The sequence below is a fragment of the Algoriphagus sp. TR-M9 genome (genome assembly GCF_027594545.1).
Taxonomy (GTDB): Bacteria; Bacteroidota; Bacteroidia; order Cytophagales; family Cyclobacteriaceae; genus Algoriphagus; species Algoriphagus halophytocola.
Window position 1 is genome coordinate 3,681,911 of the sequence record NZ_CP115160.1, and the last position, 13,880, is coordinate 3,695,790.

The 13,880-nt window shown below is 42.8% G+C and carries 13 protein-coding genes; 7 read left to right on the forward strand and 6 right to left on the reverse strand.

Annotation, left to right across the window (positions count from 1 at the left end; translation table 11 throughout):
* Nucleotides 1–170: 170 nt before the first annotated feature.
* Together PBT90_RS15465 and PBT90_RS15470 are read left to right on the forward strand one after the other, a co-directional pair.
* Nucleotides 171–656, forward strand: coding sequence for a low molecular weight protein-tyrosine-phosphatase (locus PBT90_RS15465; RefSeq protein WP_264807402.1), 486 nt, complete (start codon nucleotides 171–173; stop codon nucleotides 654–656).
* Nucleotides 649–1,524 carry a fructosamine kinase family protein gene (locus PBT90_RS15470; protein ID WP_264807404.1) on the forward strand — a complete coding sequence of 292 codons (876 nt, stop codon included), beginning with the start codon at nucleotides 649–651 and terminating at the stop codon, nucleotides 1,522–1,524. The genes PBT90_RS15465 and PBT90_RS15470 overlap by 8 nt, the downstream gene beginning before the upstream one ends.
* 4 nt (nucleotides 1,525–1,528) lie before the next feature.
* On the opposite strand, the gene PBT90_RS15475 is transcribed toward PBT90_RS15470, so the two are convergent.
* On the reverse strand, nucleotides 1,529–2,650 hold the full coding sequence (locus PBT90_RS15475) for a Gfo/Idh/MocA family protein (RefSeq protein WP_264807405.1): 1,122 nt from the start codon (nucleotides 2,648–2,650) through the stop codon (nucleotides 1,529–1,531).
* Nucleotides 2,651–2,727: 77 nt separating this feature from the next.
* The gene (locus PBT90_RS15480) at nucleotides 2,728–4,002 is read right to left on the reverse strand and encodes an aspartate kinase (RefSeq protein WP_264807406.1); all 1,275 of its coding nucleotides are present in this window, start codon (nucleotides 4,000–4,002) and stop codon (nucleotides 2,728–2,730) included.
* A 54-nt stretch (nucleotides 4,003–4,056) separates the two neighbouring features.
* Here PBT90_RS15480 and fbp point away from each other — a divergent pair, with 54 nt between their 5' ends.
* Complete coding sequence (gene fbp / locus PBT90_RS15485; protein WP_264807407.1) at nucleotides 4,057–5,082, forward strand: class 1 fructose-bisphosphatase; 1,026 nt, start codon at nucleotides 4,057–4,059, stop codon at nucleotides 5,080–5,082.
* 61 nt (nucleotides 5,083–5,143) lie between these two features.
* The gene (locus tag PBT90_RS15490) at nucleotides 5,144–6,316 is read left to right on the forward strand and encodes a PQQ-dependent sugar dehydrogenase (protein WP_264807408.1); all 1,173 of its coding nucleotides are present in this window, start codon (nucleotides 5,144–5,146) and stop codon (nucleotides 6,314–6,316) included.
* A gap of 71 nt (nucleotides 6,317–6,387) precedes the next feature.
* On the opposite strand, the gene PBT90_RS15495 is transcribed toward PBT90_RS15490, so the two are convergent.
* The 3 genes from PBT90_RS15495 to PBT90_RS15505 form a co-directional block, all read right to left on the reverse strand.
* On the reverse strand, nucleotides 6,388–7,446 hold the full coding sequence (locus PBT90_RS15495) for an NAD(P)H-dependent glycerol-3-phosphate dehydrogenase (RefSeq protein ID WP_264807409.1): 1,059 nt from the start codon (nucleotides 7,444–7,446) through the stop codon (nucleotides 6,388–6,390).
* A complete protein-coding gene (locus PBT90_RS15500; RefSeq protein ID WP_264807410.1) occupies nucleotides 7,424–9,121 on the reverse strand; it encodes a 1-acyl-sn-glycerol-3-phosphate acyltransferase in 1,698 nt (565 codons plus the stop codon). Before PBT90_RS15500 ends, PBT90_RS15495 begins: the two co-directional genes overlap by 23 nt.
* Before the next feature lie 71 nt (nucleotides 9,122–9,192).
* A complete protein-coding gene (locus PBT90_RS15505) occupies nucleotides 9,193–9,675 on the reverse strand; it encodes a DUF4199 domain-containing protein (RefSeq protein WP_264807411.1) in 483 nt (160 codons plus the stop codon).
* A 148-nt stretch (nucleotides 9,676–9,823) separates the two neighbouring features.
* Here PBT90_RS15505 and PBT90_RS15510 point away from each other — a divergent pair, with 148 nt between their 5' ends.
* The 3 genes from PBT90_RS15510 (at nucleotide 9,824) to PBT90_RS15520 (ending at nucleotide 12,589) form a co-directional block, all read left to right on the forward strand.
* The gene (locus tag PBT90_RS15510) at nucleotides 9,824–10,798 is read left to right on the forward strand and encodes a polyprenyl synthetase family protein (protein ID WP_264807412.1); all 975 of its coding nucleotides are present in this window, start codon (nucleotides 9,824–9,826) and stop codon (nucleotides 10,796–10,798) included.
* A gap of 263 nt (nucleotides 10,799–11,061) precedes the next feature.
* Nucleotides 11,062–12,015 carry a Fic family protein gene (locus PBT90_RS15515; RefSeq protein WP_264807413.1) on the forward strand — a complete coding sequence of 318 codons (954 nt, stop codon included), beginning with the start codon at nucleotides 11,062–11,064 and terminating at the stop codon, nucleotides 12,013–12,015.
* Nucleotides 12,016–12,028: 13 nt separating this feature from the next.
* Nucleotides 12,029–12,589 (forward strand): hypothetical protein, encoded by a 561-nt coding sequence (locus PBT90_RS15520; protein ID WP_264807414.1) that lies wholly within the window; start codon nucleotides 12,029–12,031, stop codon nucleotides 12,587–12,589.
* On the opposite strand, the gene thrC is transcribed toward PBT90_RS15520, so the two are convergent.
* The gene (gene thrC, locus PBT90_RS15525; protein WP_264807415.1) at nucleotides 12,581–13,879 is read right to left on the reverse strand and encodes a threonine synthase; all 1,299 of its coding nucleotides are present in this window, start codon (nucleotides 13,877–13,879) and stop codon (nucleotides 12,581–12,583) included. The two genes, PBT90_RS15520 and thrC, sit on opposite strands and share 9 nt — an antisense overlap.
* Nucleotide 13,880 lies beyond the last annotated feature (1 nt).

The window sequence follows — 13,880 nt, forward strand, 5'->3', positions numbered from 1 at the left end:
GTGGAAATAGTATTAATCGCATTAATTTCAGAAAAACAGCTTTCTCCATTTCGGGAAATTCGGTACAGCTTGCAAAAAAGACTCTTTCATCCGTGCATTTCCATTCAAAAATCTGTACTTTCATTACCCTTGTTTTTTTCGAAAACCTATTATTCCAGTTTGTTTTATAAATGATCAAAGTTCTATTCGTCTGTCTCGGTAATATTTGTCGCTCACCCTTAGCAGAGGCCATTTTCAACCACAAGGTGAAAGAAGACGGCATGCAGTCACTGTTTTTCTGTGACAGTGCAGGCACTTCGGATTTCCATATTGGCGAATTACCAGATGAGCGCACACTTAAATGCGCTCTCAGATACAACTTACCCCTGAACCATAGAGGTAGACAGGTAAACAGAACCGACTTCCGGGATTTTGATTATATACTGGCCATGGACGAAAACAACCTCCGAGTGCTGAACAATCTCAAAAGCCGATACGGTTTTGATGAAAAAGAGGTCCACCTGATGCGGGATTTTGTAGAAAGATCCAAAGGCCAATCAGTTCCAGACCCCTATTACGGAGGTGAAGAGGGTTTCGAGGAAATCTATCAAATCCTCGACGAGGCAATAGAAAACTTCCTCAAGCAGGTGAAAGCAACACATCACCTCTATGCCTGATCAAAATGAACTCTATGAACAAATCCTCATGGCGAGCCTGGGCTCTAAGGCTCAGCTGAAATCAGCCTCTCTAGTAGCAGCAGGTACTCACAACCAAGGAATTCGAATCGAGAGCACAGCAGGCATTTTTTTTCTTAAACTAAATTTTGACCACGAAAGAGACATACTCACCAAAGAAGCTGACGGGCTTCAATTACTTCGAAAATCCACCTTTCTCAAAGTCCCCGAGGTATATGGGACCGGAAGAGTAGAGGATTACAACTTTCTCCTTTCAGAGTATATTCCATCTGGCAGATACCAGCTTGATTACTGGGAAAATATGGGAATGGGGCTCGCTCACCTCCACCTTGCTCATCATCAGAATTTCGGTCTGGATCAGGACAATTACATAGCGTCTATCCCACAGAAAAATCTCCAAACGGACAACTGGACTGATTTTTACATAGAAAACAGACTGGAGCCACTAGTCGGGAAAGCTTATTTTGACAAACTGATCCCGCTGGAGTTTCTGAAGAAATTTCAAGAAATCTACCCTAAACTTCACCGCCTTTTTCCAAAGGAGAAACCTTCCTTGGTACATGGCGACCTCTGGTCGGGCAATGTAATCAGCACCGCCGATGGACAGCCCTGCCTCATTGATCCGGCAGTTTATTATGGTCATAGAGAAATGGATCTGGCTTTCAGCAGGCTATTTGGAGGATTTGATGAACGGTTCTATCAGGCCTACGAGGAAATCTTACCGCTAGAGAGTGGCTTTGAAGAGCGGATGGGCCTTTACAACCTCTATCCGCTCTTGGTGCACTTGAATCTTTTTGGGTCTGCTTACCTCCCAGGAATCGAGCGCACGGTCTCTAAATTTCTTAAATAAGAACTTAAACTAAGTCCAATTTAACTTTTTGACCGGTCCGAACTGCCTGAAATATCGCATCGATGACCTTCATATCCTTCAGTCCTTCACGCCCATCAACTGGAAGCTCCGGTGTTTTTCCATCAAAAATAATCGCCGCCATCTCATCCATCTGTACCGTCTGGTGTGTGGTATGTGGCTTATCTAGGGGTCCTTTGTGCGTCTTACCTTTTATAGGACCATATCCAGTGGCAGGTAGAAGCTCCGCAAAGCCCTTGTTTCCGTTCAGGAAAAATCTGTCCAGATTATTCATACTATAGGTAGAAAGACAGGAAGCCACAGCCCCGCTGGGAAAGCCAAGTTGGAACTGAATGGTCTCATCCACCCCTTCTTTGAATTTCTCAGGATTGTTCTTGGTCTCCTGAGCAGTCACCCAAACGGGCTCTTCGCCTAGCATATACCTGGCTCCATTGATGGAGTAAATACCGATATCCATCATAGCACCACCTCCTGCTAACTCCTTATCCAGTCTCCATTGAGTGGGATCTCCGATGATAAAGCCACTCAGCCCTTGAAAAAACAGCGGAGTCCCCAGCTCACCCGCTTTTCGCATGCGGACGATTTCCAAGGTGTTGGGCTCAAAATGCATCCTATAGCCAATCAGTAACTTCACTCCTGCTTTGTCACATGCATCGACCATTTCCTGGGCTTCTAGGGCATTCACAGCCATAGGTTTTTCGCAGATCACATGCTTACCTGCTTGGGCCACGCGGATAGACTGTGATTTGTGCAGCCCGTTTGGCGTGATTACATAGACAGCGTCGATTTCAGGATTATCCTTGATCGCATCGAAATTCTCATAATTGTAACAGTTTTTGGCAGGGATATTATACTTGGATTGCCAGGCCGTGATTTTGGATGGGGTTCCACTGATCACCCCCACGAGCTTGGTCCGCTTGCAGTCCTGAATCGCCTCCGCCACACGTGTCCCGTAACTTCCGAGGCCCATGATAGCTACACGAAGCGTTCTCGTATCTTGGTTGTTTGTACTGAAATTAGTCATTGCTGAAAGTGGTGTAAATGCCGGTACACTCAGTGCCATTGCAGACAAGCCGGCTTTTTGCAAAAATATTCTTCTGTTGTTCATAGATCAGGTATAAGGGTTTGAGTTAAGAGTTCCTTAAATTATTCATTTTTAGCCAAATACTCAGAATCTTTACCCAACTATGAGATTTTAGCTTTACGTACAGCCTGAAAGGTGTTTCTGGTAGTTTGCTCCAGAAAAATCTCGTCCTCTCCCAGTAAATCTACCAGCAGTTCCTTCTGGGGATGGAGTACTGTCACTAACTCCATTCCCTCATTGTATTTAATTTCAAATTCTCCCTTTAGCTCTGAGATTAATTGTTGAAGTTTAAAAAGCTGTGTGTCCAATACTATAGAAATACTAATCGCTGAAGTCTGTAGCATATTGACAGAAAGCTTTAACTGACGAAGTTTTTCATAAATAAGCGAAATATGTCGCTCCTCTATAAAGGTAAAATCCGTCACTTTGAAGCTGAGTAAAAGCTGGTCTCTTTTTAGGATGATGGCTGCCAAGTTTTGGATTGGGGCATTTTGATGGATTTTGGTTCCTGGCAAATCCGGATCAACAAACGACCTGACAAATAAAGGAATGCGCGAGTTTGCCAAGGGCTTAATGGTCTTCGGATGGATGACCGAAGCACCGTAATAAGTCATCTCAGCCGCCTGAGCATAACCTAACTCATCAAAAAGCTGAGCGGAAGGAAAGCGCTTTGGATCCGCATTCAATACTCCCGGCACATCCTTCCAGATCGTCACGGAGACGGCTTGCAGACAGGCCGCCAAAATCGCCGCCGTAAAGTCAGATCCCTCCCTACCCAGTGTAGTAGTTTTACCCTGCCTATCCCGCCCGATAAAACCCTGAGTGAGCACTGGAAACTGAGCAAGTTTGGGTTTGAGTTGCAGCTGGCAGTTACGCTTTGTTTCCTCCCAATTTACCTTTGCAAAACGAAAATCACTGTTGGTAACCACAAGCTCCCGAGCATCTTGCCACAGCACCAAGAGGTTCTGTAGGCACAGGTATTCCATCACAATCCGAGAGGAGACCAATTCCCCGAAACTGATTATCCGATCATAAAATTCATCATAATTTACCGCACTCAGAGCTTTATTGAGTTCATGATTCAGTTGGATAAAGTAGTTTTTAATTTGCGGGAAAATCATATGACTCTCGGGAAATAAGTCCCTGCATATCGATAAATGGAAGTCTTTTAAATTTGTACTATTTATAGAATAGTCTTTATTCTCCAACTTCATCCTCAAGATCTCTTCCAGTGCATTGGTAGATTTTCCCATTGCAGAAACCACGATTACCAAATTATTTCGCAATCGATTACGCAAAATATCAGCTAGGTTTACTAATGCAGCAGCATCCTTTACAGAAGCTCCCCCGAATTTATAAATCAAAGTTTTTGACATTAAAATAAATGCTTAATTTTCTACTATATCTACCACAATTTATACTATTTCAATATGAGAATTTTACCCTACGCGCCAGACCAAAGCGGTCTTGCTTACTCTGTCGGTACTACTCTGGACCGCTTTATCAAACTTAAACAAAGCGATTTCCCCTTCGCCTCTGGTGAACTTTCCCAGCTTTTACGGGACATTGCCCTTGCAGCTAAGATCGTCAACCGGGAAACCACCCGTGCAGGCCTGTCCAATATTGGCGGAGCCTTCGGTCAAGTCAACGTGCAAGGCGAAGAACAGCAAAAGCTAGACGTAATCGCCAATATCCGATTTATGCGCGCCCTGAGCAAAGGCGGCGAAGTCTGTGCCATAGTTTCAGAAGAAGAGGATTCGGTCATAGATTTACAAAATAGCTCTGGAAAATATGTGGTCGCCATAGACCCGCTGGATGGTAGCTCAAACATTGATGTAAATATTAGTATTGGGACGATTTTCTCCATTTACAGGAGAAAAACAACGGTCGGCAGCCCCATACTCAAAGAAGACATCATGCAAGCTGGCAGAGAGCAAGTAGCTGCCGGATATGTGCTTTACGGCTCATCCACCATGCTCGTTTATACCACCGGATGTGGTGTAAATGGCTTCACTTACGAAAACTCACTGGGAGAATTTTTCCTTTCACACCCAGATATAAAGGCTCCGGAAACCGGACAGATCTATTCAGTAAATGAAGGCTCACAGCTGGAATGGGAACAGGGAATACTGGACTATGTCAATCAATGTAAAAGAGAAAAATTCTCCGCTCGGTACACCGGGTCTTTGGTGGCGGATTTTCACAGAAATTTATTGAAAGGCGGAATTTACCTTTATCCTGCTACGGAGAAGAACCCGTCCGGTAAACTCCGCTTGCTATATGAAGCCAATGCCCTAGCCTATATCGCAGAACAAGCCGGAGCAAAAGCAACTGACGGCCATCAGAGAATTCTCGATATCATCCCTACCTCACTTCACCAGCGCACACCTTTATTCACAGGCTCCGCAAAAATGGTCCTTGAGGTAGAAAAATTCTTAAAAGCATCCAAAGTGTAGCCAACCCAGCAATTCGGAGGTTCCCAAGATTAGCTTTATCTTGCGGCTCTAATTCACTACTATGAAAAACTCCAAACTTCTATTTTCAGGGATTACACTAGGCAGTATGCTTGCCCTGTCAGGTGCTTGCTCCACCAAGCCAGCAGAATCAGCTGACGAGCTTGCGCCTGTAGACACTGCAAATGCAATTCAAACAGAGAAACTTCTTGTTAAACTAGACACACTTCATACCGGCTTTGACAATCCCTGGGGAATGACTTGGCTTTCTGATGGCAAAATGCTAGTAACTGAGAAAGAAGGCGAAATCCTGATTTTTCAAGACGATGCGTTTACCGGTGAAAAGGTACAGGGTCTTCCTGAGGTAAGAACCAACGGACAAGGCGGGCTACTTGACGTGGCAGCACATCCTAGCTACGCAGAGAATGGCTGGATTTACATCACTTATTCCAAGGAAGTAGACGGGGGTAAAGGCGCAACCACTGTCATGCGCTTTAAGCTAGAGGGAAATACTGCCGTAAATCAAGAAGAAATAATTCAGTCAGTACCCGGTTGGGACGGTGGCAATCACTTTGGCAGTAGAGTAGTTTTTGACCAAAACGGCTACCTTTTCTACTCCAGCGGAGACCGATTTGATACCCCAGAAAATGCTCAGACACTGAGTAATTCCCACGGCAAAATCCATAGAGTTCATGATGATGGGAGAATCCCCGAGGACAACCCATTTGTAAATGAACCTAATGCAGTCCAGTCTATTTGGACCTTGGGAAATAGAAATCCGCAAGGACTATATTTCGACACCGAAACCAATCAATTGTTTGGCTCAGAACACGGCCCTCAGGGTGGTGACGAATTGAATTTATTGGAAAAAGGAAAAAACTATGGCTGGCCAGTGATTACCTATGGAATCAACTATGACGGTACAGAAATCACCGATATCACGGAAAAAGAAGGTATGGAACAACCTTTGACTTACTATGTACCATCCATTGCTACAGCAGGTATGACTAGGGTTACTTCCGACAAGTATCCGGAGTGGAAGGGCGACTTTCTGATTGGTGCCCTTGCCAAAATGCACATCAACCGAGTGGACATGGAAGGTGGAAAAGCACTTTCTCAAGAAGTCATGTTCCAGGATCTAGGCCGAGTAAGACAGGTATCCCAAAGTCCTGACGGATACATTTATGCAATTACACAAGGAACAGGTCTAATGGTTAAGCTCATTCCAATTAATTAATCTTGCACGACTATCAAAAAAGGCCTCTTCAGATGAATGAAGAGGCCTTTTTTATTGCTTTTGCACGAAGATCATACAAAGTCCACATCTACATTGAAGGGGTATTTCATCAAAAACTGCAGCGCTTCTTCTATCTCCAAGTCCTCAAATAATACCCGGTATAAATTCTCTGTGATAGGAGCACGAAGCTCAGCCGTTTCCAAAAATGCTTTCATCACACGCACGGTATTGATTCCTTCGGCCACTTCCTCCATGTCACCCATGATTTGCTCCAAAGTATCTCCTTTGGCCAATCGGTAACCAACGGTAAAATTCCGGGAATGAACGGAATTACAGGTAGCTACCAGATCGCCAATTCCTGCGAGTCCCATCACAGACTTAATGCTGCCACCCAGTGCATTTCCTAGGTGGATCATCTCCACCATACCCCTACTGATGAGTAGGCCTTTGGCGTTTTCACCCAAGCCTAGCCCTGCCAATGCGCCTGAGGCAATCGCAATAATATTCTTCAAAACTCCGCTGATCTCCACCCCTATAATATCGGAATTTCCATATACCTGAAACTTCTCGGAGCGGAGCAGACTTTGCCCCTCCAAAATCACCTCATTGTACTTGCTGGCAATCACTGTCGCTGCCGGCTGGCCTAATGTAAGTTCTTTGGAAAGGTTAGGGCCGGCAAGGCAGCCTACCCTTACAGCCACGGTTTCGTGCAAAATCACCTCACTCATGGTGAGCAATTGATTTCTACCGATTTTCTGCACCGTATCCAGGGTTTCTCCTTCTTTCAGATTCAAGCAAAGTCCTTTGGTCCCATGGATGATCAGGTGATAGGGAAAAAGAAAAGGGGCAAAATTGCGCACCACTTCCTGAAAACCAGAAGATGGAACCATAAAAAAGAGAATATCACAGGTTTTGCAGAGCTCCTCTGGATCCAGCGAAGCCACAATATTCTCGTTCAAAGCCTTTCCCTGGGCTGTATGCTGAAGGTTGATTTCCTCCACCACCTCTGGCTTTCGGGCATAGACCATCACCGGGTTTTTTGAAGCCAGCATATTGGCTATGGCTGTACCAAAGCTTCCCACTCCGATTACCCCTACTGTCTTGGTTTTAGAAGAGCTTTTCGAGTCCATATCCTGTCAGTCTATTGTGATAAAAATAAAGCAAACTCATGTCATCTGTCCCGATATCCCCAGATTTACCTTGTACTATCGGCCGCTTGGCATGATACATCCCCACATTCTCTATACCCTGCTTCATCAGTTCATCCATAGGTTGGGACAGATGCGGCGCGGTATTGATCAACCCTTGGGACTTCAGTTCCAATATTTTCTTCAAAACCATCTCACAGGCTCCCTTAAACTCCTGAAAATCTATGGAAATATCCTCCTCTGGAAGTCTCAGCAAGTCAAAAAGATCTAACTTCTTATTCTTCTTTTTAATCAGTTCAAAAGCTGTAAAGGCAACCAAATGAGAATTAAATACCCGGTTGATTTTATGAAACTCCTCCACGATTCTCTTGCCTAACATGTAGGTATATTCTTCCTCCCGCTGATGATCTACAGACACCTCTCCATCTGTGATAAAATAATCCCGGGTATTAATCTGCCTTCCTTTTTTATCCAGGCTATTCCCGTCTTTATCCACATAGTTACCTAGGACATCCATTGCTTTGCCCACAGAGACTGAAATATCTGAGCCTTTTGTAAAGAACTTGATCAAAAACTTAGAGATTTTGTAAGAATTGGAAAACTCATCGTTTTCCTGATAGTACCTTTCTTGCCCGGTGATGCTCAGGTGATCGCGGATCAAACTGGGCGCTTCCAGTACAAAATGGTAATTAATAGTCACCGGAACTATAAACACCTTTCCTCCAATATCATTCAATCCATTCTGGAAATTTGCCCGCTGTGCCTCTATGGCAGTACTGAGCAACCCAAGCTTCAATTTGGACTCTATCATTCCACTCCTAGACCTGGTCCCACCGGGAAAAAACAAACTGTGACACCCAAATTGAATCGCCTCTTTGGAGTAAGTCTTCAATGTCTCTAGGTACATCAGGTTCTTCTTCCTTCTATCCACCTTATAGGCACCTAGGGAATTCATGAAATAAGCGAAAATAGAAATATTAAAAAGGTTAAGTCCAGCTCCATAAATAAAAGGCGGCAGTCCCAATACTGAGATCACCCAGCCGATAAGAATACTGTCCAGGTTACTAAAATGCGTAGGAACCATCACTACGGTTCCTTTGGAAGCCAGATCTCTCAACTGATCCGTTTCTCCAGTGATTTGAATCTTGTCCTGTAAAGTATATTGATTGCTAAAGATGGATTTGAATCCCTTCACCCGTGCAGCATTTAACAACCTGGAAAACCCAAATGTCACCACAGAACGGGTAAATTTATAATGGCTATGCTTGAAATTACTGGCTATCTCCTCAGCATACCTGGATGTAATCCGATTCAAAATCGCCTTGTACCCTTCCAGCTTTTCCTTTTTACTCTTGCCTCCTTCTGTGCTGATCTGCACCAGTGCAGATTTCACATCCCCCCAAAAAGTGGCCTCATCATCTGGATCGACGACCCAGGGATTTTGCTTGATTCGCAGCTTCTCTCTGTAGAGCGTAGTCTCCAGTTCTTCTTTGAGAATATCTGGATTGTGGGCAGTGATACTCAAAACCTTCTCTTCCGCAAGCCCGGACACCTTTTTCACAAAATCCTTACGCTCACGGGCGAGCTTCACCACCGGCCATTCCTCCTTACTAGGGTGAATCGGCTCGTACCTATGTTTGATGTATTTCTCCTCCAAGTGGCTGATTAGTTTTTAAAAATCTCGTCAAAGATAGTGAAAAAGCCCTTTCTCTGAGGTCGAAACGAGAATCATGTACGTTTGGATTTTACAAAAATGGCGACAATGGCAGAAGTCACCAATCCCATCACCAAAGCCCCAATAACTGATTGAATGACATAACTCTTCAAGTTGAAATAGGCTTCTGCATCAGCCTGGGACATCTGCCCAGATTCTACTGCGTAGTCAATGACATTGGGAAAATAACCCGGAGTGATAAAGGTCGTGGTAATGTATTGAGATACTGGACTTAATAAAGCTACAATCAGGGTAATGATCAAACCGGAAACAAAGCCTTGCTTGTAGCTCATAGTTCCTTGATAAAAGTTTTTCTTTTTGTCCAGCAAAGCAAAAACATACACGGCTATCGCAGGGATAGCCACAAAATTGGTCAAAGTCGCATGCTGGGAAATTTTTTCATCATGCCAACCGAGGGATTTTTCCATCATCATCCAGGCCAGCATCATGAGCACAAAAATCAATGCCCATTTGATTTCTATCCTAATATTTTTCATACCGTTTAGGGAGTTAGGTTACAAAATTCAATACACAAAATACATAATTAATCAAAAGAAGAAGCAATTTCACCCGATTAAGCTGCAATACCTACATATCCCTTGTCCATGACAGAAAGGGTATTATTTTTACACCATCAAAGAGCGGATGAAACCAGACCTTAAGCAAATACAAATACCTATAGAGAATGAAATGGCTCAGTTTGAGCTGAAATTTCGGGCCTCTATGAAATCTAAGGTCAAGCTACTCGATCACATCACCAACTATATAGTCCGGCGTAAAGGCAAGCAAATGAGACCCATGTTCGTCTTTTTGACGGCAGGTGTTTGTGGTGGAATCAACGACTCCACACATAGAGGCGCGGCACTCATAGAATTACTTCACACCGCAACGTTGGTTCACGATGATGTGGTGGATGATGCAAATTACAGACGTGGATTTTTCTCTGTAAATGCACTTTGGAAAAACAAAATCTCTGTATTAGTAGGTGATTACCTGCTTTCCCGCGGCCTACTTTTGAGTGTAGAAAACAATGACTTCAAACTTTTGAAGATCGTTTCTAACGCAGTTAAAGAGATGTCTGAAGGCGAATTGCTACAGATCGCCAAAGCCAGAAAACTCGATATCACCGAGGAAGTTTATTATGACATTATCCGGCAAAAAACGGCCAGTTTATTGGCTTCCTGCTGCGCAGTTGGCGCTTCCAGCACCGACAGCAGCGATGAAACCATCTCCAAAATGCGGGAATTCGGTGAAAAAGTAGGAATGGCTTTTCAGATCAAAGACGACCTTTTTGACTATGGTGATGATGAAATCGGAAAACCTGTTGGAATCGACATCAAAGAAAAGAAAATGACTCTACCGCTGATTTTTGCTTTGCAAAAGGCGGACTGGTTGGAGAAAAAGAAGATCATTAATTTGATCCGAAACCGAAGCGAGGACAAAAAAGCAGTGAATCAAGTTATCAGCTTCGTAAAGAAAAGCGGTGGACTGGAGTATGCTAAAACCATCATGGATAGATTCTATGCAGAAGCGCTGGATATCCTAAAGACTTTCCCAGAATCAGACTACAAAACCTCATTGGAGGGTTTGGTGAGTTATACGATTGAGAGGAAGAAGTAGGGTTTGATTTAGCTTGAAGACGGGAGACGGAAGACAGAGTTCTCATAGCCGTCATCGCGAACGATGTAGGAGTGAAGCGATCTACCTGTAAGGAGTTAAAAGTGCCAAGTTAAATCAGTAGATCACATTCTTAACCATCATTTTATCTTTTATCGAAGCAATGATGACTTTATTCTACCAAATTTTATCGGTATCATTCACCCACATATTACCTATATTCAAATCAATAGAGATATCTTTGATAGTATCAAATGATACTATCAATGAAACCTCCATATGATATCACACCAACCATTCTGCAATTTGTCAGCTCGATCTCAGAGAAAATCGGTGAGGCAAATACACTGTTTTTAGACAAGCAATCACCTCAGCTTCGAAAGCGAAATAAGGTTAAAACCATCCACTCCTCTCTTCAGATCGAGGGAAACACACTATCGGAAGAACAGATAACTGCATTAATTGAAAATAAACGGATCATAGGGCCACAGAAAGATATTACTGAAGTGATCAATGCAATCGCCGTTTACGAAAATCTAAACTCTTACAAATCCACCTCTGCCAATTCATTCTTATCTGCTCATGAAACTCTGATGAAAGGATTGATTGATCAACCTGGCAAATATCGATCGCGTGGAGTTGGCGTAGTAAAAGGTTCAGAAGTAGCTCATTTAGCCCCGCCAGCGGCTAATGTCCCTGGGCTAATGAAGGACCTTTTCCAGTACCTGAACAATGATGACGAGCTTGCTTTGATCAAAAGCTGTGTCTTCCACTACGAAATGGAATTCATTCATCCTTTCATAGATGGAAATGGAAGGATGGGAAGACTTTGGCAAACTTTGATTCTAAAAGACCGATATACAGTATTTGAATTTTTACCGTTTGAAACGCTAATTAACAAAACTCAGGATGAATATTATCAGGCCTTGTCAGCAAGTGATAAATCTGGTAAATCCACGATTTTTATAGAGTACATGCTAAGAATTATTGATGATTCTCTAGCCAACCTACTTAACACTAATGGTCAAACTTTAACCTCAGAGCAGCGCATTACACACTTTATTTCCTTAGGGAAAGCTGAATTTAGCAGAAAAGATTACATGGATGTCTTCAAATCTATTTCTTCTGCAACTGCAAGTCGTGATTTAAAAAAAGCCCTGGAATTGCATTTAATTTCTGCTAAAGGGAAAGGGAATCAGATGAGGTATTTCATTTATTGACAATTGATTCACAATGAACACAAAATCAAAGAAATTCACGAAGAAAGGAATAATCCCAGTATTCCTAATTATTCTACTTACTATCGCGATACAATTCACTGATTACTGGGATTTTAAAAATGATTCAAAGATTAATCAGGAAAAATCATATGAGCTATTCAGTAATATTGCTGCATTTTTCCCTGAAAAACCAAAAGTAAATTATCTGATTTACCAAAATGACACCTTTCTGGGATACACAGTAAAGAAGGAAGAAATTGAATACACTATATGGAATTTAAATAAATTCTATCCAGACACTTTAATGCTAGAAAATTGGTCTGTGGATTTCCTTTTCAATCAAGGGCTAACGAACATAATAATCAATTGGACTCCAACTCATCCTAATGCTATTTTAGAAAACCATTCGGAAGACAGCATAAACATGATAACTTTTAAGGACAAACTTCTATTAGACAGCGTTAACCAGCTTTATTATGCCCGGTTCTCTTACCCGACTAATCCACTTTCAGACAGCATTTACCAAAAAATGGGGAATCAATATTTCAATTCCATAAAAATAGATTCAAAGTAAACTCTTCAAATACCCCTTAAACTCCTCAAAATCATTCCCCATCGCTTCCACTTTTTTCTGTCCATCCATAAAAGCAGCTAATCGCTCTGGAAGCTCTAGTTTCAAGTTCAATGCTTTTTCTACCGTTTCTCTAAACTTCCCAGGATGAGCAGTTTCCAAAAACACACCTTGGAAGCCATCATATTCAGCCATAAAATCCTTTAAGCCTTTATACCCAACAGCTCCATGCGGATCTAAGGTATAGCCAGACTTTTTCACTTCTTGCATCACTTCAACGGTTTCAGCATCAGAGTAAAAATAACCTTTCACGTTGTCCTTTAGTAGTTGTTCATCTTCTCCGTAAAGAGCCAGAAGGCGGGGAAAATTGCTAGGATTACCCACATCCATGCTATTACTGATGGTTGCTATTGAGGCCATCGCTGCGAAATCTGCTCCATTCAAATAATCTGGAACTACTTTATTCACATTGGTAGCAGCTACAAATTGATCAATAGGCAAGCCCATTCGTTGCGCCAAAATACCGGCAGCAATATTTCCAAAATTCCCTGAAGGAACAGCGAAAGCTACTTTTTTATCATTCTTAGGAAGTCTGGAAAACGCATAGAAATAATACAGGCACTGTGGAATCCAGCGGGCTACATTGATAGAGTTGGCAGAAGTCAGCAACAGCTTTTCATTCAGCTCTTCATCCAAAAATGCTTCTTTTACCATTCGCTGACAATCATCAAATACACCATCCACTTCCAGCGCTGTGATATTTTGACCCAGCGTAGTAAACTGCTTTTCCTGAAGCTCACTTACTTTTCCTTTCGGAAAAAGTATAATCACATCCACTCCATCCACTCCCAAAAAGCCATTGGCTACCGCACTTCCAGTATCGCCTGAAGTTGCTACCAGCACACGCACTTTACGGTCGGACTTTTCCATCAGCATACTCATCAATTTGGAACAAAAACGTGCCCCAAAATCCTTGAATGCCAATGTAGGCCCATGGAAAAGCTCCAAGCTATAGACGTCTTCTTCCACCTTTACCAGCGGCGCATCGAATACCAGCGTATGATCCACCAATTCCTTGATCTGCTCTTGGCTGAGTGCTGAAGAAAACAAGGCGCCAATCACCTCATATCCTATTTCCTGAAAGGTCATTTCAGGAAGTTTGTCAAAAAGTTCTTTCGGTAAAACAGGAATATCAGTTGGCATATAGAGCCCCTGATCCGGAGCCAGTCCTTTGATTACTGCTTCTGCAAGCTCCACCTGATGAGCAGAATTATTTGTGCTATAAAACTTCATA